Genomic DNA, 18,829 nt, shown 5'->3' on the forward strand with positions numbered 1-18,829 from the left:
ATCATGAGTCTCCGTCGTGCGGGCGAGGTGTCGGTGGAGTCCTATGTGGAGATGGGACCGGGCGTGGCCGTCCGATGTGAGGTGGACCGGCTCAACGAGCAGGCGAGCCTGGCCTTCGGCGGTCGGGAGAGCTTCGTGCTCAGCCTGGACCGGACGACGCTGGAACAACTGGTCACGCTGGGAAGCCGTGCCGTGGCCGAGCTGGACACCGAGGGCACGGACCTGACCGTGCTGTGAGACCCCGTGACCCGTTTCGGCGAGCCGGGCCCGGCTCCTCCCGGCCGTGCCCGTGACCGGGAGGAGCCCGCGAACCGTCCGGTCACCAACCGGTGGGAAGCGGCCGTCCCTCGGCGAAACCGGCGGCGGACTGGATGCCCACCACGGCCCGTTCGTGGAACTCGGCCAGGTTCCGCGCTCCCGCGTAGGTGCAGGAGGAACGCAATCCGGAACTGATGCTGTCGAGCAGGTCCTCCACCCCCGGCGCGGCCGGATCCAGCCTCATGCGGGAACTGGAGATCCCCTCCTCGAACAGCGCCTTGCGTGCCTGGTCGAAACCACTGTCCGAGCGGGTCCGCGCGGTCACCGCGCGTTTGGAGGCCATCCCGAAGGACTCCTTGTAGGCGTTGCCGTGCTCGTCGCGTTGCAGGTCGCCCGGAGACTCGTAGGTCCCGGCGAACCAGGAACCCACCATCACCGAGGAGGCCCCGGCCGCCAGCGCCAACGCCACGTCCCGCGGGTGCCGGATCCCGCCGTCGGCCCAGATTCGTTTTCCGAGGCCACGCGCGGTCTCGGCACATTCGGCCACGGCGGAGAACTGAGGCCGTCCGACTCCGGTCATCATCCGGGTGGTGCACATTGCCCCGGGGCCGACCCCGACCTTGACCACGTCGGCACCGGCCTCGGCGAGGTCCCGCACACCCTCGGCGGTGACCACGTTGCCGGCCACGACCGGCACGGAGGGCTCGATCGAGCGGATCGCCCGCAACGCGGAGATCATCTTCTCCTGGTGTCCGTGGGCGGTGTCGGCCACCAGCAGGTCGACCCCGGACTCCAGCAGCGCCGAGGCCTTGCCCGCCACGTCGCCGCTGACTCCCACGGCGGCGGCCACCCGCAGCCTTCCGGAGGAGTCCACGGCCGGGGTGTAGATCTCGGAACGCAGCGCCCCGCGCCGCGTCATGATCCCGGCCAGCCCGCCGTCGGGGTCCGTGGCCAGGGCGACCTCCCTGCCCTGCTGGTGCAGCCTGTCGAACACCTCGCGCGGTTTGGTCTCCAGCGGCAGCACCACGGGTTCACGGTCGGCCACCTCTCCGAGGCGGGCGAACCGGTCCACACCGGTGCAGCACCGCTCGTCGACCGTTCCCAACGGTCGGTCCCGGTCGTCGACGACCACGACCGCGCCGTGCGCGCGCTTCGGCAGCAGGTTCAGCGCGTCGGCCACCGCGTCGCCCTCGTGCAGCACCAGCGGCGTGTCCCACGTGGTGTGGCGGGACTTCACCCAGGAGACGATCTCGGCCACGGCCTCGGGGGCCACGTCCTGCGGCAGCACCACGAGCCCGCCGCGACGGGCGACCGTCTCCGCCATCCGACGCCCCGCCACGGCGGTCATGTTGGCGACCACCAGCGGCAGCGTCGTCCCGGAGCCGTCGTCGGTGGCCAGGTCGACGTCGAAACGTGACTCCACCCCGGAACGGGCCGGGGCGAGGAACACGTCGTCGTAGGTCAGGTCAGTGGTGGGCTGTTGCCCGTTCAAGAACCGCACAACCCTCCAGCTTACCCGGCAGCCGGTTCCGCCCGAAACCGGCGAAAGGGGCGGAGGGGCCCTAGAGCTCCTCGCCACCGAGCGTCGGCTCGAAGGAGCTGTACTGCGTGTAGTTCCGGAAGAACCTGCTGTAGAGCTCGGAGCCGTCGTCGAAGGTGGCGTCCTCGATGCGCCGGACCTCCACGACGTGTTTGAGTTTCCAGCTGACCAGCTGCTGGTCCTCGTTGTGGTAGCTGACCTCCTGCTGCTTGCCGTACTCCCTGGCCTTCTCCGCGGCCTCCTCGTCGGAGGAGGCCGTCACCAGGACGAACGACTCCTCGTACAGCGGCCGGAAGTCCGCGGAGTCGGAGGTCGACTCCGTGACCAGCACCGCCACGTAGGGCTCCGGTTCCGCGTCGCCGAACACCGAGCCGCGCTCGGCGCCCACCGCCGCCGGACCCCCGATGCTGACCGAGCGGTTGTCCTCCTCGAGCAGTTCCTCGGGAAGCTCCACCGGAGGTGGCATGTCGCGGGTCCGGTCGGCTTCCGGTTCGCTGCCGCGGTTGCTCATGCTCCCAGTCTGGCACCGCCGTGTTGGTCCGGGCGGAGTAGGGCCGTCGAGCGGTGGCGGGAAGCTACACCGAACCGGCCAGTCGCCCCTTGCCGCTGAGCATCGCCTGGTCGGCGGCCTCCAGCGTCGCCGACAGCCGCAGCGGTTCGCTCAGCTCGGCCCAGCCGATGGTGATCGACACCGGTGTTCCCGTGACCAGCGCCTCCCAGTCCCCGTCGGCGACCGCCCGGGCCAACCGGTTCCCGATGTGCCGGGCCTCCTCCACGTCGGTGTGCGGCAGCACAGCGACGAACTCGTCCCCGCCGTAGCGCGCGACGAAGTCGCCCTTGCGCAGGGTGCGGGCGAGGATGGCCGCGACCCGTTGCAGCACCAGGTCGCCGGAGAGATGCCCGTAGACCGTGTTGACGGCCTTGAACCCGTCCAGGTCGATGACCCCCACGGCGGCGTGGATCCCGCTCTCGGAGAGGCGGGTGACGTACCTGTCGAAGTGTCTGCGGTTGGGCAGTCCGGTCAGGGAGTCGGTGAGCGCCTCGGAAGCGTACTGCTCCACCGTCCGGCGCAGCGCCTCGTGGTCGAGCTGGGCCCTGGTCCCGTCCACCAGTCCGTCCCTGAGCTGGCCCTGGTCCCGGGTGGCGATCCTGGTGGCCTCCCGGTCGGCCGCGTGGGCGGCGCGGTGGTCGTTCAGGGCGGCGTGGGCCAGCGCCCGGATGCGGGCGGACTCGGCCGCGCCGAGTGTGTACGGGTGGGGGGAGCGGTGTTCGATCCGTTTCAGCGCCTGCGCCGGGTCCCCCTCGGAGATGTCCCGGCACGCCGCCGCCAACAGCCGCAGGTCGGCGACCTCCCAGCCGTGTTCCTCGGCGGTGAACAGGATCGGGTCGAACTCGGCGGGCTCCCCCAGGGCCCGTAGCCGCACGGCCGCGTAGCCGTAGTAGTACTGCTCGGCGGGCCAGAACTCGTGCGGGTGGGCGCGCTCGGCCCAGGTCTCCAGCACCCGGCGCAGCATGGTGACACAGGAGTCGGTGTCGCCGTGGTGGTCCAGGGACACGGCCCAGCGGACCGCGACCTCGGGGAGCGCGTGGTCACCGCTGGGCAGCCCGAGGAGCTGCCCGTCCTGGTAGCAGCGTTCGGCGATGGGTACCGCCTGGGCGTGGAAGCCCACGTAGGAGTAGGTCACGGCCAGGTCGTGGTGGGCGATGACCGTCTCCTCGGTGGGGCCCTGTTCCAGGTCGATCTCGCGTCCCGCCTGCACCAGGTGGCGCACGCAGCGTTCCAGCGAGTCGGGAGCGGCGATGATTCCGGCCAGGGCGTGCAGGTGTCCCCGCAGCACGGGGGCGTGTCCACCCTCGACGCTCTCGAAGGCCCGGTCCAGCACAGGCGGGCATTCCTCGGTGCGGCCGAGGTTGAACAACCTGCCGAGTTTGAGCACCAGGGCTCGGCACGTGACGAGAGGATCCTCGGATTCGGCGACGACGCTGTCGGCCACCTCGATGGCCCCCGCGTTGTCCCCGGTGCGGCTCAGCTCACGGATCCGCTCGAAGCGGTCCGTGAAATCCGATGCGGAGTCGACGTCCGTTCCCGGAACCTGCATCACCTGTCCCCGCAGTGTTCAACCGGTGGCAACCGGCTGCTGTTGTCGCGTCACGATAGTGCCATGCGAATGTGAAGGCAGTCACCAGCAGCTGTGCGGTCCGCGCCGGTGTTCTTCCCCCGGTCCCCCTGGTGGTTACCTCGAAGGACGGAACGCCACACTCCCCACGGCCCGCCCGGGCGGACCGGGGCCGCGGATCCCGCGGGACGTACGACGGTGTCGCCGCCCGTGGGAGGGCGTGCTCCCGATCCGCCGTCGGGGAACCCGTCCGGGTGGTGACCTGGTCCGGGTCCGCCGCGAGGAGCTCTCAGCGCTCGGCGCGTGCCATGCTCAGCACGTCCAGGGCCGTGTCGAGCTGCTCCCTGGTCAGTTTGCCCGCTTCGACGTAGCCGCGTTCCAGCACCACGTCCCGGATGGTCTTGCGTTCCTTCAGCGCCTGCTTGGCCACGGAGGCGGCCTCCTCGTAGCCGATGTAGCGGTTGAGCGGGGTGACGATGGAGGGAGAGCCCTCGGCGTACTCCCGGGTGCGCTCGGTGTTGACCTCGACCCCGGCGAAGACCTTCTCCGCGAGCAGCCTGGAGACGGCCGCCAGCAACCGGGCGGATTCGAGCACGTTCCTGGCGATCACGGGCAGGTTCACGTTCAACTGGAAGTTGCCCTGGGCGCCGGCGAAGGAGACGGCCGCGTCGTTGCCGACCACCTGGGCGACGACCTGCAGGGTGGCCTCGGGGATCACCGGGTTGACCTTGCCCGGCATGATCGAGGAGCCGGGTTGCAGGTCGGGCAGGGCGAGTTCGGCCAGACCCGTGCGCGGACCGGAACCGAGCCAGCGCAGGTCGTTGGCGATCTTGTTGAGGCTCACGGCCACGGTGCGCAGGTTCCCGGAGGTCTCCACCACGCCGTCCTGGCTGGCCTGCGCCTCGAAGTGGTCGCGTGCCTCGGTCAGCGGCAGTTCGGTGACCCGGGCGAGCTCGGCCGAGACCGCAGCTCCGAACCCGACGGGGGCGTTGAGTCCAGAGCCCACGGCGGTGCCTCCGATGGGCAGTTCGCCGAGACGGTCGAGCCCGGAGCGCAGGCGTTCCACCCCGTAGCGCACCTGGGAGGCCCAGGCCCCGGCCTCCTGGCCGAGAGTGATCGGCACCGCGTCCATCAGGTGGGTGCGTCCCGACTTGACGGTCTCGCTCCACTCGGCGGCCCGACGCTCGATGGTCGCGGCCAACTGCTCCAGCGCGGGGATGGTGTCGGTGAGCACCGCCTCGGTGGCGGCCACGTGGATGGTGGTGGGGAAGGTGTCGTTGGAGGACTGGGAGGCGTTCACGTGGTCGTTCGGGTGAACCTCCCGTCCGAGGGAACGGGTGGCGAGGGTGGCGATGACCTCGTTGGCGTTCATGTTCGACGAGGTCCCGGAGCCGGTCTGGAACACGTCGATGGGGAAGTGGTCGTCGTGGTGACCGGCGGCCACCTCGTCGGCGGCGGTGGCGATGGCCTCGGCCATGTCCCGGTCCAGGACGCCGAACTCGCCGTTGACGCGGGCGGCGGCGGCCTTCAGCAGTCCCAGCGCCCGGATCTGGGCCCGCTCCAGCCCGTGGCCGGAGACGGGGAAGTTCTCCACGGCCCGCTGGGTCTGCGCGCGGTAGAGCGCTTCGGCGGGGACCCGGACCTCGCCCATCGTGTCGTGCTCGACGCGGTATTGCTGTTCACTCATGCTCAGAGTGTGAACCGTGCCGGTGGAGCAGGTCAGTATGGGTTCGGCCACGTCGTCTCCGGCTGGGCTCGCGGGCTCGCGGGAGGACACGCACCGAGCCGCGACGGGTCGCTGTGGACGGTTCCGCCCGGTGCGTGCCCCGTGGAACGGCCTCAGCTGTTCGTGTGTGACAGGATCCACTCGCGGTAGGAGGTGGCGTCGGTGTAGATCGAGGGCGCGGTCCCGCAGACGGGTAGGGGGCTGCCGAGCCTGCTGGTGACCCCGATCAGTTTCCAGTCACCGGGCTCTCCCCGTAGTTGCGGACCGCCCGAGTCCCCGAAGCACGCGTTGGACAGCATCTTCTCGCTGCCCGTGCACAACTCGGTGGAGCCGTCGATGAATCCGAGGGTGCACTGGAGATCACTGACCAGGTTGGTCTCCAGCTGTTGCAGCTGTTCCGGAGGTTGACCGCAGCCCCGGGTGCGGCAGGTGAGCCCCCAGCCGATGATGCGTGTGGAGGTTCCCGTGGCACCGGGCCGGTCGGCTATCTCGACCGGCTGCCGGTCGACGGCGCGGCCCAGACCGAGCAGTGCGATGTCGCCCTGGGGCGAGTCCGTGGCGTAGTCCGGGTGTTGTTCGACGCTGTCCACGCCGACGACGGTCCCGCCGCTGGTGTGGTCGGAACTGCCGACGCGTAACCGGAGTTCGTCGGCGGCGACCCCCTCGACGCAGTGGGCGGCGGTGAGGGCCCACCGCTCGTCCACGAGAGAGGCTCCGCAGCGGTGGTTGCCGTTCTGTTGCAGCGAGGCCATCCACTCGTAGGACTCGGTGGCCTGGTCACCACCCACGATCATCGTGTTCTGGTCGTCGGGCGGAGGATCGGCGGTGGCGGCCGGTGTCACGCCCAGGGCCATCGCCAGGGCGGCGAACCCACCCACCAGCATGGCGGTTTTTCGCACGGTGCTCTCCGTTTCGCTGCCGGTGATCGATTTCACGGCAACGTAGGATCATTGTTACTCGCGAGGTACCGCCGAACGCCGCATGGTATTAGCCCTTTCGGAGCAGTGTTGTTTCGGCGCACGGGGGATCACCTCGACGTGGTTACGCACCGTGGGGAAGCGGTATAGGGTGTGGGGAGATGTCCCTCGCGCCTCGTGGAGGGGTGTGGATGACTGCCGACACGGCAACGCAGGAACGGGACCCGGTCGAGGTCGACGTGCTGATCGTCGGGGCGGGCCCCACCGGCCTCTACGCCGCCTACTACGCCGGCTTCCGCGGGTTGTCCTCCGCCCTGGTGGACTCGCTGCCCGAACCGGGTGGTCAGGTGACGGCGATGTACCCGGAGAAGCGGATCTTCGACGTGGCCGGCTTTCCCGAGGTGCGTGGACGGGATCTGATCGCGGGGCTGGTGGAGCAGGCCGCCTACTACGAGCCGCGCTACCTGCTGGGGCGCTACGCCACCGGGTTGACCGAGCGGGAGGAAGGGCTGCTGGTCGAACTCGGGGACGCGACCACGGTGCACGCGGGGGCGATGCTGATCACGGCGGGGATCGGGGAGTTCACCCCGCGCCCGTTGCCCGCCGCCGACGGGTGGCTCGACCGGGGGGTGGTGCACTTCATCCCCGAACTGGATGACCACAGTGGACACGACGTGGTCGTGGTCGGCGGCGGTGACTCCGCCTTCGACTGGGCGCTCGCCCTGCATCCGGTGGCCAACAGCGTCACCCTGGTGCACCGCAGGGCGCGTTTCCGGGCCCAGGAGGGGCTCATCCGCGAGGTGGAACGGCTCGGTGTCCCGATGATCACCGAGGCCGAGGTGGCCGAGATCCGTGGTGACCAGTACCGGGTGCGGGAGGTGGACGTCGAGACGGCACGGGGCCGGAGGACACTACCGGCCCAGACCGTGGTGGCCGCGCTCGGTTTCACCGCCGACCTGGGGCCGATCGAGCACTGGGGACTCGAACTGGACAAGCGTTCGATCGTGGTGGACACCACGATGCGTACGGCGCGTGAGCGGGTCTACGCCGCCGGCGACATCGTCTCCTATCCGGGCAAGGTCAAACTCATCTCCACCGGCTTCGGCGAGGCGGCCACCGCCGTGAACAACATCGCGGTGGAACTGGATCCCCGGGCGAGGTTGTTCCCCGGACACTCCACGAACCTCGGTTGAGTGTCCCTTTTCGACGGGGTGCCCGGCGACTTTCGCGACAGACCGGTGTGGCCGCCGGAGACGGCGACCACACCGGTGGGAAGTGCGGGCTCGGGTCCTCACCAGGGCCAGGGCCAGCCGCCGCCTCCGTCGTCCCCGGAGGTCTGCTGCTCGATCCAGTCGGAGTGGGCGGTGACGTCGGTGTAGATGGAGGGTGCCGTGGCGCACAACGGGCTGTTGTTACCGGCACGGCTGGTCGCGCCGATCAGCTTCCAGTCCCCTCGGGAGCCCTTGATCTGCGGTCCTCCCGAGTCGCCGTAGCAGGCGCCGGAGTCGTTGCCGGGATTGTTCGTGCAGATCTCGTTGGCGCCGTCGATCCCGGAGCACTCCCGGTCGGGCACGATCGAGGTGTCCAGTTCCTGGAGCGTGCGCGGGGCACCGCAGCCGCCACGTTCGGGGCAGGTCTGTCCCCAGCCGATGATGCGGGTGCTGGTGCCCACCGCCCCGGCCTCGGAGGCGATGTCGATCGGCTGGGCGTTCACCTGCCTGCCGAGACGCAGCACGGCGAGGTCACTGCTCGGGTGGGGGATCACCTCGGTGACGGTGGCCTGTTCCCCACCGCTGGCGCGGTCGTTGCTGCCGATCCGCACCGAGTAGTTGCCGCCGCCCCGGACACAGTGAGCGGCGGTGACCACCCAGTCCGACTCGATCAGCGAGGCACCGCAGAGGTGGCTGCCGCCCGACTGTAAGGAGGTCATGAACGAGTACTGCTGGGTCGCGTCGTGGCCGCCGACGATCATCGGTTCCGGTTCGTCGGCGGCGTTCGCCGGCGCGGTCATGCCGAGCGCGGCGAAGAAGGCGGTGAACACACCCACCACACAGGAGCGTTTGCGCATGTCGTGGTCCCTTCCGTTCCTTCCGGTCTCGTGACCCGGTTGGGAGCGGAAGGTAGGGGTGGGTGAGCGGGGTCCGGTACCGGCGAACGGCGGGACACGGATCGAACGAAAGTATGTTTCACGTTTTTCCCGGGGGTGGCGGCCACGGGACCCCACGGACGCCGGGTGCGGGAGTCGACACCTCGCCGGCAACGGCGCGACCCGCCAGTCGGTCGCGGCGGGACACCCGACTCACGCACCCCGAACAGCCCGGTCCGCGCGGGACCGGGCACCCGAGCCGCCACGACACCCGGAAAGGTCCCTCAGGGCAGCAGACCGTACCGACTGGTCGGGGCGTCGCCCGTGAAGTCCAGATCCGCGTACTCGTTGAGCTTGCCCAGCTTGTGCGCTCCCTCGATGGAGCGAACCGTTCCCGACTTCGACCGCATCATCAGCGAGTGCGTGGTGCACCTGTTCGCCCGGTAGTGCACCCCGCGCAGCAGCGCCCCGTCGGTGATCCCCGTGGCACAGAAGAACACGTTCTCCCCGTTCACCAGATCCGAGGTCGTCAGCACCCGGTCCGGGTCGTGACCGGCTTCGCGGACCTTCTCCCGCTCGGCGTCGTCCTTCGGCCACAACCGGGCCTGCAACTCGCCGTCCATGCACTTCAGCGCGCAGGCGGTGATGATCCCCTCCGGGGTACCGCCGATCCCCATCAGCATGTCCACGCCACTGTCCGGCCTGGCCGCGGCGATCGCACCGGCCACGTCCCCGTCCGAGATGAACTGCACCCGGGCCCCGGCCCCCCGGATCTCGGAGACCAGCTGCTCGTGCCGGGAACGGTCCAGCACACAGACGGTGACGTCGGAGACCTCGACCTGCTTGGCCTTGGCCACACGACGGATGTTCTCCGCGACCGGAGCGGTGATGTCGACCATCCCGGCGGACTCCGGGCCCACGGCGAGCTTGTCCATGTAGAACACGGCCGACGGGTCGAACATGGCGTGGCGTTCGGCCACGGCCAACACCGCCAACGAGTTCGGCATCCCCTTGCTCAACAGCGTGGTTCCGTCGATCGGATCCACGGCGACGTCGCACTCGGGACCGTGGTGGTTACCGACCTCCTCGCCGTTGTACAGCATGGGGGCCTCGTCCTTCTCGCCCTCCCCGATCACGACCACACCGCGCATCGCCACGGTGCTGATCAGTTTGCGCATGGCCTCCACGGCGGCGGCGTCGCCGGAGTTCTTGTCCCCGCGCCCCACCCAGCGTCCGGCCGCCATGGCGGCGGCCTCGGTCACGCGCACCAGGTCCATCGCGAGGTTGCGGTCGGGAGCCTCGGGGCCGCGAGCGCCCTCGTGGATGTCGGTCTCGGATGCGTTCATGGTGCCTCCCGTAAGCGCGATACTGGCTCGCCGGCTCGTTCGTGTCCGAATGCTCCGGTCGTGGTGGGCGAGGACCCGGTACGGCACACAACCGCACACCACGTCCGTGACGTGCGGATCTTCGCAGATCCGAATCCTTTCGGTTTCCACGAAGTGGCGCAGCCCACTGGGGTGCGGACCGAACCGGGTGCGTCGTTCCTCTGCGGGGACAGGTGAGAGCATGCGAGGCGTGGCTGAACAGCGCAACCAGGGGGCGGCAGACGAGGGGGCGAACGGTTCCACCGGGGCGGCCCCGCGCAGTGTTCGGGCCATGCTGTTCGCGATGCTGCCGCTGGTGCTCGTCGTGCTCGGGATCGCGGGACTGACCGGTCGGTGCTCGCTCAGCCCGGTCGGCCCTCCGGTGAACGACCCGGAAACGGCTCCCACCGTGAACGTCTCCGTCGAACTCGACGCGGCTGCCGCCGACGTGGGGTTCCCCGTGGTACGACCCCGGCCACCGGAGGGATGGCGGGCCAACTCGGCCGAAGTCGCCCGAGTGACGGAACAGCACAGTGCCGTGCGCGTCGGATGGCTGACCCAGCGGACGCACTACCTCCGGCTGTCGCAGTCCGCCGCGGACGAGGCCGATCTGGTGGCCTTCGAGACCGAGCGGGAACCCCGCGCACGCGGCACGGTGCACGCGGCCGGAACGCGGTGGGTGGTCTACGACAGCATCCGCTCCGAGGTCGCCTGGGTGACCGACCACGACGGGGTCCGGATGCTGATCACCGGCAACGGCACCGAGCAGGAGTTCCGTGTGCTGGCCGAGGCCGCCCTGCGGGCGGAGCCGGTCCAGCCCGAGTGAGGCCCCTCGTCAGCGTGCGGCACCCGCCGGGCGGGGAGACCGCCGGTGGCCCCGTTCGCGGTGTCGGGAGGGCGGAGAAACGGCGGACTCACTCCCGCTCGGAGTCCTCCCGCTGCTCCACCGAGGCCAGCGCACGGTCCACTCGCTCACGCGCCCCCGCCAGCCTGCGTTCGCACACCGCGGCCAGTGCCTCACCCCGTTCCCAGAGCGCCAGCGACTCCTCCAACGAGAGACCGCCCGCCTCCAGTCTGCGCACCACCTCGGCCAGTTCGTCCCGGGCCCGCTCGTAGCCGAGGTCGGCGACGTCGGGGTGGTCCGCCTCGGGGTCGACGCCCCCCTCCGCTCCCGTTCCGGGGGTGCTGTCCTCGGGTTGTTCGCTGCTCACTGTCCGGCCGCCTTTATCGGGGAGAACTTTCCGGCTCGCGTCGTACGGACACCACGGCGGTGGCGACGGCCTGGTCGTAGCCGACGAACGCCTCGGCGAACTCCGCGCCGTCACCCTCCCGCACCGCGTCGTTGATCCGTAGCTGCGCCTCGGCAACCCTACGCCGGTATCCGTTTCCCCGTTCGGTCCACCAACCGTTGCCCACGTACCGCGCGGTCGCCTCGGCGAGGGCGCTGAGCTGTCTCGGCAGCGCGCGCCGTTCCGGAGGATGACACCCACCGAGCAGGGCGGCCCAGCACCCCGCCGCCGCCGTGTCGGCCTCCTCCGCCCTGCGACGTACCAGGCGGGCTCCGTCGTCGGAGGGCCCCGATCCGGTGCTCGCCGAGACGGTCACGGCGACGGTGAGCGGGAGAAAGGTGGGCTGTCGCCCGTGATTCAGCACCGCACACCTCCTTGGGAGCTCGATTCGCCCGGGCGCCGTCGCCGGTCGCGCCGCGCCACGACGTGACCCGTTCGTGCCCGCTGCCACGACGGGCGGGCCGCCGGGCGCGAACGGTGGGTTACTCGTCGTCGGTGACGACGGCGTGCACGGTTCCGTCCGTGAGGCGGATCCGCAGTCGCGTGCCCCGGGCGACCTGTTCCGTGGAACGCAGAACGGACGAACCGGAGTCCTCGACGCGTTGCACGATCGCGTAACCGCGAGACAGCGTGGCTGCCGGTCCCAGCGCCGTCAAGCGTGATCTCATCGTCGCGAGCTCGTGACGCTGCTCGGTCAGCACCGCGAGCACGGCCCTTCTGCACCGCTGGCCCAGCATCCCGACCTCCTCCGAACGCCGCCGCAGCGGAGTGTGCGGATCGGCCAACGCCGGCCTCGTGCGCAGCGAGTCCAGCAGTCCCTGCTCCCGGTCGACCCAACCCCGCAACGCGCGTCTGGCCCGCTGCCTGAGCTGGTCCACGTACTGGCTCTGCTCGACGACGTCGGGGACCACCCGTTTGCCCGCGGCGGTGGGTGTGGAGCTGCGCACATCGGCGACGTGGTCCAGCAGGGGGGAGTCCGGTTCGTGACCGATCGCACTCACCACGGGGGTCTCGCAGGCGGCGACCGCCCGGCACAGCGTCTCGTCCGAGAACGGAAGCAGGTCCTCCACGCTTCCCCCACCTCGGGCGATCACGATCACGTCGACGTTCGGGTCCCGGTCCAGCTCCTCCAACGCCTCCAGCAGCTGCGGCACGGCCGTGGACCCCTGGACGACCACGTTGCGCACCTCGAACCGCACGGCGGGCCAGCGCAGCCGGGCGTTGGTCAGCACGTCGTGCTCGGCGGCGGAGTCCCGTCCCGTGACCAACCCGATACGTTCGGGCAGGAACGGCAGCGGGCGTTTCCGCTCCGGTTCGAACAGCCCCTCGGCCCGGAGCAGCTTGCGGAGCCGTTCGATGCGTGCCAGCAGCTCGCCGATGCCCACCGTTCTGATCTCGTCGACCCGCAGGCTCAGCGTCCCCCGGCCGACGTAGAAGGAGGGCTTGCCGTGCACCACCACCCGGGTCCCGTCGGTCAGCTGGGGGTCGTTGTCCCGCAGCAGCTTCGCCGGGCAGGTCAACGTCAGTGACACGTCGGCCGAGGGGTCACGCAGCGTGAGAAAAGCGGTGGAGGCGCCCTGACGGGCGGAGATCTGGGTGAGCTGTCCCTCCACCCACACGGTGCCGAGCCGGTTGATCCAGTCGGCGATCTTGCGGGCGACCGTGCGCACCGGCCAGGGGGACTCGGCGGTCGTGGGGGGAGAACTCAGCGGACTCACTCCTTCGGGGCGGTCGCGGAACGTGTGGCGGGCCGGGACCGGTGTGTCGTGCGGCGAAGCCCCGGAGCCCGACCGCCCCGGCCGGACGGCTCACGCCGGAGGGCTCCGGAGAAGCGGACTCACTCGTCCGTGGTGGCCGAGGCGCCCAGGTTGTCGATCCTGTTGGACAGCATCTTCAGGAAGTCCGGGCGCCGCGCGTGCGCGCGCTCGTGGCGCAGCAGGCGATGCAGCTCCGGCAGACTCAGCCGCCGTAACCTGCCGCGCAGCTGCGGCAGGGTCATCTCCTCGTAGCCGGGCAGCAGATCCGAGACGTCGTCCTCCGGGGCGTCTCGTGAGGGCCGCTCGGAGGAGCCCGCGTGGACGGGGGGTTCCGAGGATCCGTGGGGAGGGCGTGTCGGGGGAGGCGGTTGTTCCTCGGCCGGCTCGTCCTCGTCGAACCTGGCCCACTCCGGCTGCTGTTCCGGCCGACTCAGCCCCGCCAGCAGGTCGTCGCCCTTGATGGCCAGTTCGGTGATCTGCTGCTGCATCCGCATGGACAGTTGCAGCGCCTGGCTGGTCATCGTCACGGGCAGCCCGATCAGACACTCCGGCAGTCGCCGGGTTCGTTCGACGGCCGTGCCCGCCAGTCCCGCGGCCACCCGGATCGGCAGAGGAAACGATCGCATACCGTCAAGCTTGCCCCACGTGTGTGTCCGCCGTCATCTCGGTGCGGCGTTCCCGTTCTCCCCCGGTGGGGCGATCCGTGACGGAGTTCCCGCCGGGGACGGGGAACAGGCGTGGGACGTCACCCGTCGGGGACGGTGTTGCCTGCTGACCGGTCCCGTCGAGGAACGTACCCTGGGCGGTATGAGCAGCTCGCCGCAGGCTTCCGAGTTCACCGAGAACGCAGCCGCCGACACCGCGCACAAGCGGGTCCTGTTGGCCAAACCCCGCGGATACTGCGCGGGTGTCGACCGCGCCGTGGACACGGTGGAGCGGGTGCTGGACAAGTACGGCCCTCCCGTGTACGTGCGCAAGGAGATCGTGCACAACCAGCACGTGGTGCGGAACCTGCGGGAGCGCGGGGTGGTCTTCGTCGAGGACACCGAGGAGGTCCCCGAGGGCTCACTGCTGGTGTTCTCCGCACACGGGGTGTCCCCCGCCGTGCGGGAGGCCGCCGAACGACGCAACCTGCGCACCATCGACGCCACCTGCCCCCTGGTGACCAAGGTGCACAAGGAGGTCAACCGCTTCGCCCGGCAGGACTACGACATCCTGCTGATCGGTCACGAGGGCCACGAGGAGGTGGAGGGAACCTCCGGAGAGGCCCCGGAGCGTGTTCAGCTGGTGGACAAGCCCGAGGACGTGGACGACGTCGAGGTGCGCGACCCGTCCAAGGTGGTCTGGCTGTCCCAGACCACGCTGAGCGTGGACGAGACGATGGAGCGGGTCGAACAGCTCCAGCAGCGTTTCCCCGACCTGCAGGCCCCGCCCAGCGACGACATCTGCTACGCGACCTCGAACCGCCAGGTCGCGGTCAAGGCCATGGCCGCCGAGTGCGACCTGGTGCTGGTGGTCGGCTCGCGGAACTCCTCGAACTCGAAACGACTGGTGGAGGTGGCGCTGCAGTCCGGAGCCGGGGCCGCCCACCTGATCGACTACGCCAGCGACATCGACGAGAACTGGCTCGACGGGGTGCGCACGGTGGGAGTGACCAGCGGTGCCTCCGTGCCCGACGTGTTGGTGTTCCAGGTGCTGGACCGGTTGCGGGAGTACGGCTGGGAGGACGTCGAGGAGGTCACCACCGCCAACGAGAAGGTCTCCTTCGCGCTGCCCAGAGAGCTGCGCAAGGACCTCGACGAGAACCACGGGCGCCCCCAGGGAGTGCGCTGAACCCGTAGCGGCCGCCGTGCCGCCCCACCACGTTCGGACGAGGCGGCCTGGTTGGGAGAGTCCGTTGCCACCCTGTCGTGGCCGTCAGCGGTCCCCGCGACGCGGTCGGCGCGGACGTCCGGGAGGTTCGGAACGTCCCGGCTGCTGTGTCGGTTTCCCCGCGGAGCCGGGGGCGGACCTTCCCGGGGGAGCCGCACGTTTCTCCCCCGGCCGCGCCCCGCGCGGTGCCTCCGGGGAGCCACGCCCGGAGGTGGGGGGCTGCGCGCCGGGTTCCTTGCGGCCACCGGCTGCCCCGGAGGTTCCGGTGCGGGGGCGCGGTGTGTCCTCTCCGGAGCGCGTGGCACCCCGCGTCGTTCCCCGGCCGGGGCGTGCCTTCCCGCCTTCGCCGGAGTCCCGCTTCGCGGCGCCGTCCGTGTTCCGCGCTGAGGTACCGTCGCGACCGGATCGCCGTTCGCCCGCCCGACCAGCGGCCGTGCCGCGTTTCCGCGTGCCCGTGGAGTCGCGCCGCTCGGAGGTTGTCGAGGCCCCCGCCGAACGCGTGCCCGTGGCCGTCGACGTGTTAGCACTGTCGGGTTCGAGCACCCGTATCCGCAGCACACCGACGACCAGCACCAGCACGGTGGTGGTGGCCATCACCGGGAAGCTGTTGATCAGCGGCGTGGCGACGGCGAGCAGGATGTTGCGTCTGCCGCCTCCCCAGTCGAAACCGGTTCCGGTCAGCAGCACCAGCAGCGGAAGGGTGACCGCGGCGATCAGCGGGGGCTGGACCATGGGACCGAAGAGGTTCCCTCGCCGGACCAGCACGACCGCCAGCAGGCAGCCGAGGAAGTAGCCCGCGACGAAGAACATGCCTGCCCCGGCCCCTCTCAGCAGGTCGACCAGGACGCAGACAGCCGTCAACACGAAGGGGAGTACGCCGGCTGCCCACCACGAGATGCCGCGTCTGGCGCCCAGGGCGGAGCGTTCCGACCAGCGGACCGGCTCCTGCCCGGGGGTGTGGATCTTGTGCTCGGATGTCGCGGTCACGGTCTTCACCGTAACTGCCCCGTGGGGGAGGGAACGACACATCCACAGCCGGAACCCCCCGGTGGGAGACGACGGGCGGGGCACGGTGACCGATCACGCCCGTCGTTTCCGGACGGGAGTCGTTTCCACCTCCGGAGGTGTGACACTCGACACCGACACCGGCCGGTTCCTTCCGCGCCGCCTCCGTCCGGGTGGAGATCGTCCCCGAACGGACGACGGCGATGTCGGTGCGCACTCCGTGGTCCGCGTAGGACAATCCTCGTCGTGGGACGCGGTCCGGTGGGTCGTGTCGGCAGCGTGGAGATCCTTCCCGGGAGGCGAGCACGATGGTGACGGGGTCGACGGTGACGGCACGTTCCCGTTCCCACCTCCGGAACAGGACCACGACGGCGTTGGCACTGGTCGTCGCCACGGTCGCCGCCACGGCGGCTGCCGTCGGCCCGCCCCCGCGCTCGGCGCGCGCCGCGACGCACTCCGACACCGCGACGTCGGTCGGGAAAGGACCGGTCGGGTGGCAGACCTACCGCCGACTGGACCGGCTGGGCGAACCGCGTCCGGCCCAGCACAGCGCCCAGTTCTCCAGTTTCTCCCGCAGCGGGAGCAACGACGACGGCTTCGAGGGCACCTACTCCTGCCTGCGCACCACCGAGCGGGGATGCGTCATCGCCGAGCACACCGGCCCCGGGGAGATCACCTCGCTCTGGTTCACCCGACAGCCGTGGGGCGACGTCAGCGCCACGGGAGACATCCGGATCGACCTCGACGGACGAACCGTGCTCGAGGCCCCGTTGTCCGATGTGGTCTCCGGAGAGCTCGGGGCGCCCTTCGTGTGGCCGCTGGTGGGGGATGCCCGGGACACCGCCGGGGGAGCGGTGATCAAGGTTCCCATGCCCTACCGCGAGTCCATGCGCGTCACGGTGGAGCACAACCCGCGCTTCTACCACGTGGGATACCGTTCCTTCGCCGACGCGCACGGGGTGCGCACCTTCGACCCCTCCGATCCGGCCCGGGACGTGATCCGTCGACTCCGGCGTTTCGGGGTGGCCGACCCGAAACCCGCCGCTGCCGAGCAGGAACGCAGACAGCGCACCTTCGCGTTGCGGCCGGGCGAGAGCGTTCGGTTGTCCCCCTTGCGCGGACCAGCCTCGATCGACGAGCTGCGGCTGCGGATTCCGCAGGTGACCGCCGCACCCCGGGTCATCGACGACGGAAGGGCCTTCGGCTCCGGCGGGGGCAGCTCGTTCACCGCGCGGATCTCCCCCGACAACGAGGGGGTGCGCATCACCCGCCGCTACGACGCCGGCGTGGGAGAGCAGGTCGCGGAACTGCTGGTGGACGGTACCCCGGTGGGCACGTGGCGCAGCGGTGCCGCCCGTCCGGGCGAGTGGGGACGGCAGAGTATCGAGGTGGACCAGACGCTGACCGCGGGACGGGAGCGGCTGCGGATCTCCAACCGGTTCCGCTCGGCCGCGGTGGACGTCAACGAGTTCCGCTACGAGGTCCACAGCAGAGTGGACGGACGGTGGACACGCACCGACGTGCTGGACCTGGGGCCCGCCCACCCCGGGGAGGAACGGGCCCACGACTACCGTGTCGACAACGAGGTGTTCACCCGGGACCGTCTGCTGGCCCGGTTCCCCGTGGACGAACGGGAGGTCACCGCCTCCGACGAGATCCTCGCCAACACCCGACTGCGCGTCAGCTTCGACGGCCGTACCACGGTGGACGCCCCGATCGGGGAGTTCTTCGGCACCGGCTTGGGGGAGTACGACGTACGCAGGCTGATGAGCTCGGTGGACGCCGGGCGCGGGTGGTACGTCTCCTGGTGGCCGATGCCGTTCCGCACCGAGGCGGAGATCGAACTGGTCAACAACGGATCGGTCCCCATCCGCACGGCCACGCTCGAAGCCACCACCTCCGCACGGGAGGCGGCGGGCACGGCGCGTGAGGGATACTTCCACGCCACGCACCGCGCCGGGCACACCCAACCCGGATCCGACTGGACGTTCCTCGACGTGGAGGGCAGTGGAACCTTCCACGGGGTCACCCACACCATGCGCGGGCGGATCCCACCCGGGACGCGGGCGCGGGCGGAACGACCCCGCTCGCTGCCGTCCCCCCGGGCGAACCAGCGCAACTATCTGGAGGGCGACGAGCGGTTCCACGTCGACGGCTCGGCCACCCCCTCGTGGCACGGCACGGGCACCGAGGACTTCTACGAGTCCGGCTGGTACTTCCGAGGCGGCACCACCTTCACCATGCCCCTGGCGGGCAGCCCGGCCTACGAACGTTCCGGGGACGGGTGCCGCTACGACTGCACCGGGGCCTACCGGCTGCTGTTGCCCGACGCCGTCCCGTTCCGCGAGCACCTGCTGGCGGGCATCGAGCACGGCCCGGCCAACAACGAGCCGGGAGTGTACAGCTCCACCGCGTACTGGTACGGCGACTCGGCCCCCAGCACGAGTGTCACCGACCGGGTGGAACCCGCCGACCGGCTCAACCGTCTGGTGCACCACTACCGGGCCGAGGGCGAGTCGGTGCGGAAGCTGACCGCCACCTTCGAGGGCGATGTGGATCCGGGTCCGCACCGCCACTCCACCACCTCGACCACCGGCGGGATCGAGTTCCGGGTCCGGATCGACCCGGAGAACACCGGAGTGCGGCTGCGTCGCCTCAGCGACCAGTTCCACAGTGGCCAGCGGGCCGTGGTGCGGGTCGACGGCCGGACGGTGGGGACCTGGTCCCAGCCGCTCGGCAACCGAAGCCACCGTTGGTTGCAGGACGTCTTCGACGTGCCCGCCGAGTTCACGGCGGGGAAGAGTTCGCTGCGTGTGAGGTTGACCCCGGCCGAGGACGCGCCGCCGTGGTCGGCCGCGCGGTACACGGTGTTCTCCCACGACACCGACTGACCGTCCC

17 protein-coding genes are annotated in these 18,829 nt (G+C 70.5%); 5 read left to right on the forward strand and 12 right to left on the reverse strand.

From position 1 onward, the window contains the following. Positions 1-3: 3 nt before the first annotated feature. Entirely contained in the window at positions 4-237 is a 234-nt protein-coding gene (locus ACTMO_RS0102805; protein WP_019853138.1) for a hypothetical protein, read from the forward strand. A gap of 82 nt (positions 238-319) precedes the next feature. Here the strand turns inward: ACTMO_RS0102805 and ACTMO_RS0102810 are convergent, their stop codons facing one another. The 5 genes from ACTMO_RS0102810 to ACTMO_RS0102830 form a co-directional block, all read right to left on the reverse strand. Continuing rightward, positions 320-1,759 (reverse strand): GuaB1 family IMP dehydrogenase-related protein, encoded by a 1,440-nt coding sequence (locus tag ACTMO_RS0102810; RefSeq protein WP_019853139.1) that lies wholly within the window; start codon positions 1,757-1,759, stop codon positions 320-322. Positions 1,760-1,820: 61 nt separating this feature from the next. Continuing rightward, positions 1,821-2,309 (reverse strand): DUF4288 domain-containing protein, encoded by a 489-nt coding sequence (locus tag ACTMO_RS0102815; protein WP_019853140.1) that lies wholly within the window; start codon positions 2,307-2,309, stop codon positions 1,821-1,823. Between the two features lie 64 nt (positions 2,310-2,373). Continuing rightward, the gene (locus ACTMO_RS0102820) at positions 2,374-3,897 is read right to left on the reverse strand and encodes a GGDEF domain-containing protein (RefSeq protein ID WP_019853141.1); all 1,524 of its coding nucleotides are present in this window, start codon (positions 3,895-3,897) and stop codon (positions 2,374-2,376) included. Between the two features lie 307 nt (positions 3,898-4,204). Then, a complete protein-coding gene (locus ACTMO_RS0102825; protein WP_026448806.1) occupies positions 4,205-5,602 on the reverse strand; it encodes a class II fumarate hydratase in 1,398 nt (465 codons plus the stop codon). Positions 5,603-5,754: 152 nt separating this feature from the next. Beyond that, positions 5,755-6,576 (reverse strand): S1 family peptidase, encoded by an 822-nt coding sequence (locus tag ACTMO_RS0102830; RefSeq protein ID WP_019853143.1) that lies wholly within the window; start codon positions 6,574-6,576, stop codon positions 5,755-5,757. Between the two features lie 173 nt (positions 6,577-6,749). On the opposite strand from ACTMO_RS0102830, the gene ACTMO_RS0102835 reads away from it, so the two are divergent. After that, positions 6,750-7,751: an NAD(P)/FAD-dependent oxidoreductase gene (locus tag ACTMO_RS0102835; RefSeq protein ID WP_019853144.1), complete on the forward strand. Its 1,002-nt coding sequence runs from the start codon at positions 6,750-6,752 to the stop codon at positions 7,749-7,751. 98 nt (positions 7,752-7,849) lie between these two features. Here the strand turns inward: ACTMO_RS0102835 and ACTMO_RS0102840 are convergent, their stop codons facing one another. Both ACTMO_RS0102840 and glpX read right to left on the reverse strand, forming a co-directional pair. Beyond that, a complete protein-coding gene (locus ACTMO_RS0102840; RefSeq protein WP_019853145.1) occupies positions 7,850-8,626 on the reverse strand; it encodes a S1 family peptidase in 777 nt (258 codons plus the stop codon). A 302-nt stretch (positions 8,627-8,928) separates the two neighbouring features. After that, a complete protein-coding gene (gene glpX, locus ACTMO_RS0102845) occupies positions 8,929-9,990 on the reverse strand; it encodes a class II fructose-bisphosphatase (RefSeq protein WP_019853146.1) in 1,062 nt (353 codons plus the stop codon). Positions 9,991-10,210: 220 nt separating this feature from the next. On the opposite strand from glpX, the gene ACTMO_RS0102850 reads away from it, so the two are divergent. Then, entirely contained in the window at positions 10,211-10,834 is a 624-nt protein-coding gene (locus ACTMO_RS0102850; RefSeq protein WP_026448808.1) for a DUF4245 domain-containing protein, read from the forward strand. 88 nt (positions 10,835-10,922) lie between these two features. On the opposite strand, the gene ACTMO_RS22195 is transcribed toward ACTMO_RS0102850, so the two are convergent. From ACTMO_RS22195 to ACTMO_RS0102870, 4 genes are all read right to left on the reverse strand, one after another. After that, the gene (locus tag ACTMO_RS22195) at positions 10,923-11,219 is read right to left on the reverse strand and encodes an exodeoxyribonuclease VII small subunit (RefSeq protein WP_019853148.1); all 297 of its coding nucleotides are present in this window, start codon (positions 11,217-11,219) and stop codon (positions 10,923-10,925) included. Between the two features lie 13 nt (positions 11,220-11,232). Continuing rightward, positions 11,233-11,661 carry a hypothetical protein gene (locus ACTMO_RS0102860; protein ID WP_019853149.1) on the reverse strand — a complete coding sequence of 143 codons (429 nt, stop codon included), beginning with the start codon at positions 11,659-11,661 and terminating at the stop codon, positions 11,233-11,235. Positions 11,662-11,779: 118 nt separating this feature from the next. Then, on the reverse strand, positions 11,780-13,015 hold the full coding sequence (gene xseA / locus ACTMO_RS0102865; protein WP_019853150.1) for an exodeoxyribonuclease VII large subunit: 1,236 nt from the start codon (positions 13,013-13,015) through the stop codon (positions 11,780-11,782). A gap of 119 nt (positions 13,016-13,134) precedes the next feature. Next, positions 13,135-13,680, reverse strand: coding sequence for a lipid droplet-associated protein (locus ACTMO_RS0102870; RefSeq protein WP_019853151.1), 546 nt, complete (start codon positions 13,678-13,680; stop codon positions 13,135-13,137). A 181-nt stretch (positions 13,681-13,861) separates the two neighbouring features. Between ACTMO_RS0102870 and ACTMO_RS0102875 the strand changes: the two genes are divergently transcribed. Continuing rightward, positions 13,862-14,887: a 4-hydroxy-3-methylbut-2-enyl diphosphate reductase gene (locus tag ACTMO_RS0102875; protein ID WP_026448809.1), complete on the forward strand. Its 1,026-nt coding sequence runs from the start codon at positions 13,862-13,864 to the stop codon at positions 14,885-14,887. Between the two features lie 84 nt (positions 14,888-14,971). On the opposite strand, the gene ACTMO_RS21825 is transcribed toward ACTMO_RS0102875, so the two are convergent. After that, positions 14,972-15,913 carry a DUF6542 domain-containing protein gene (locus ACTMO_RS21825; RefSeq protein ID WP_019853153.1) on the reverse strand — a complete coding sequence of 314 codons (942 nt, stop codon included), beginning with the start codon at positions 15,911-15,913 and terminating at the stop codon, positions 14,972-14,974. Between the two features lie 326 nt (positions 15,914-16,239). Here ACTMO_RS21825 and ACTMO_RS0102885 point away from each other — a divergent pair, with 326 nt between their 5' ends. Next, a complete protein-coding gene (locus tag ACTMO_RS0102885) occupies positions 16,240-18,822 on the forward strand; it encodes a glycoside hydrolase family 172 protein (RefSeq protein WP_019853154.1) in 2,583 nt (860 codons plus the stop codon). The last annotated feature ends 7 nt before the right edge of the window (positions 18,823-18,829 follow it).

Origin of the sequence: Actinopolyspora mortivallis DSM 44261, assembly GCF_000384035.1 — a bacterium.
GTDB classification, from domain to species: domain Bacteria; phylum Actinomycetota; class Actinomycetes; order Mycobacteriales; family Pseudonocardiaceae; genus Actinopolyspora; species Actinopolyspora mortivallis.

Coding starts and splice junctions, on each gene's coding strand:
- ACTMO_RS0102840 (WP_019853145.1), bottom strand. CDS start 8,626: ATGCGCAAACGCTCCTGTGTGGTGGGTGTGTTCACCGCCTTCTTCGCC.
- glpX (WP_019853146.1), bottom strand. CDS start 9,990: ATGAACGCATCCGAGACCGACATCCACGAGGGCGCTCGCGGCCCCGAG.
- ACTMO_RS0102870 (WP_019853151.1), bottom strand. CDS start 13,680: ATGCGATCGTTTCCTCTGCCGATCCGGGTGGCCGCGGGACTGGCGGGC.
- ACTMO_RS0102885 (WP_019853154.1), top strand. CDS start 16,240: ATGGTGACGGGGTCGACGGTGACGGCACGTTCCCGTTCCCACCTCCGG.
- ACTMO_RS0102815 (WP_019853140.1), bottom strand. CDS start 2,309: ATGAGCAACCGCGGCAGCGAACCGGAAGCCGACCGGACCCGCGACATG.
- ACTMO_RS0102805 (WP_019853138.1), top strand. CDS start 4: ATGAGTCTCCGTCGTGCGGGCGAGGTGTCGGTGGAGTCCTATGTGGAG.
- ACTMO_RS0102825 (WP_026448806.1), bottom strand. CDS start 5,602: ATGAGTGAACAGCAATACCGCGTCGAGCACGACACGATGGGCGAGGTC.
- ACTMO_RS0102820 (WP_019853141.1), bottom strand. CDS start 3,897: ATGCAGGTTCCGGGAACGGACGTCGACTCCGCATCGGATTTCACGGAC.
- ACTMO_RS0102875 (WP_026448809.1), top strand. CDS start 13,862: ATGAGCAGCTCGCCGCAGGCTTCCGAGTTCACCGAGAACGCAGCCGCC.
- ACTMO_RS0102850 (WP_026448808.1), top strand. CDS start 10,211: ATGCGAGGCGTGGCTGAACAGCGCAACCAGGGGGCGGCAGACGAGGGG.
- ACTMO_RS0102835 (WP_019853144.1), top strand. CDS start 6,750: ATGACTGCCGACACGGCAACGCAGGAACGGGACCCGGTCGAGGTCGAC.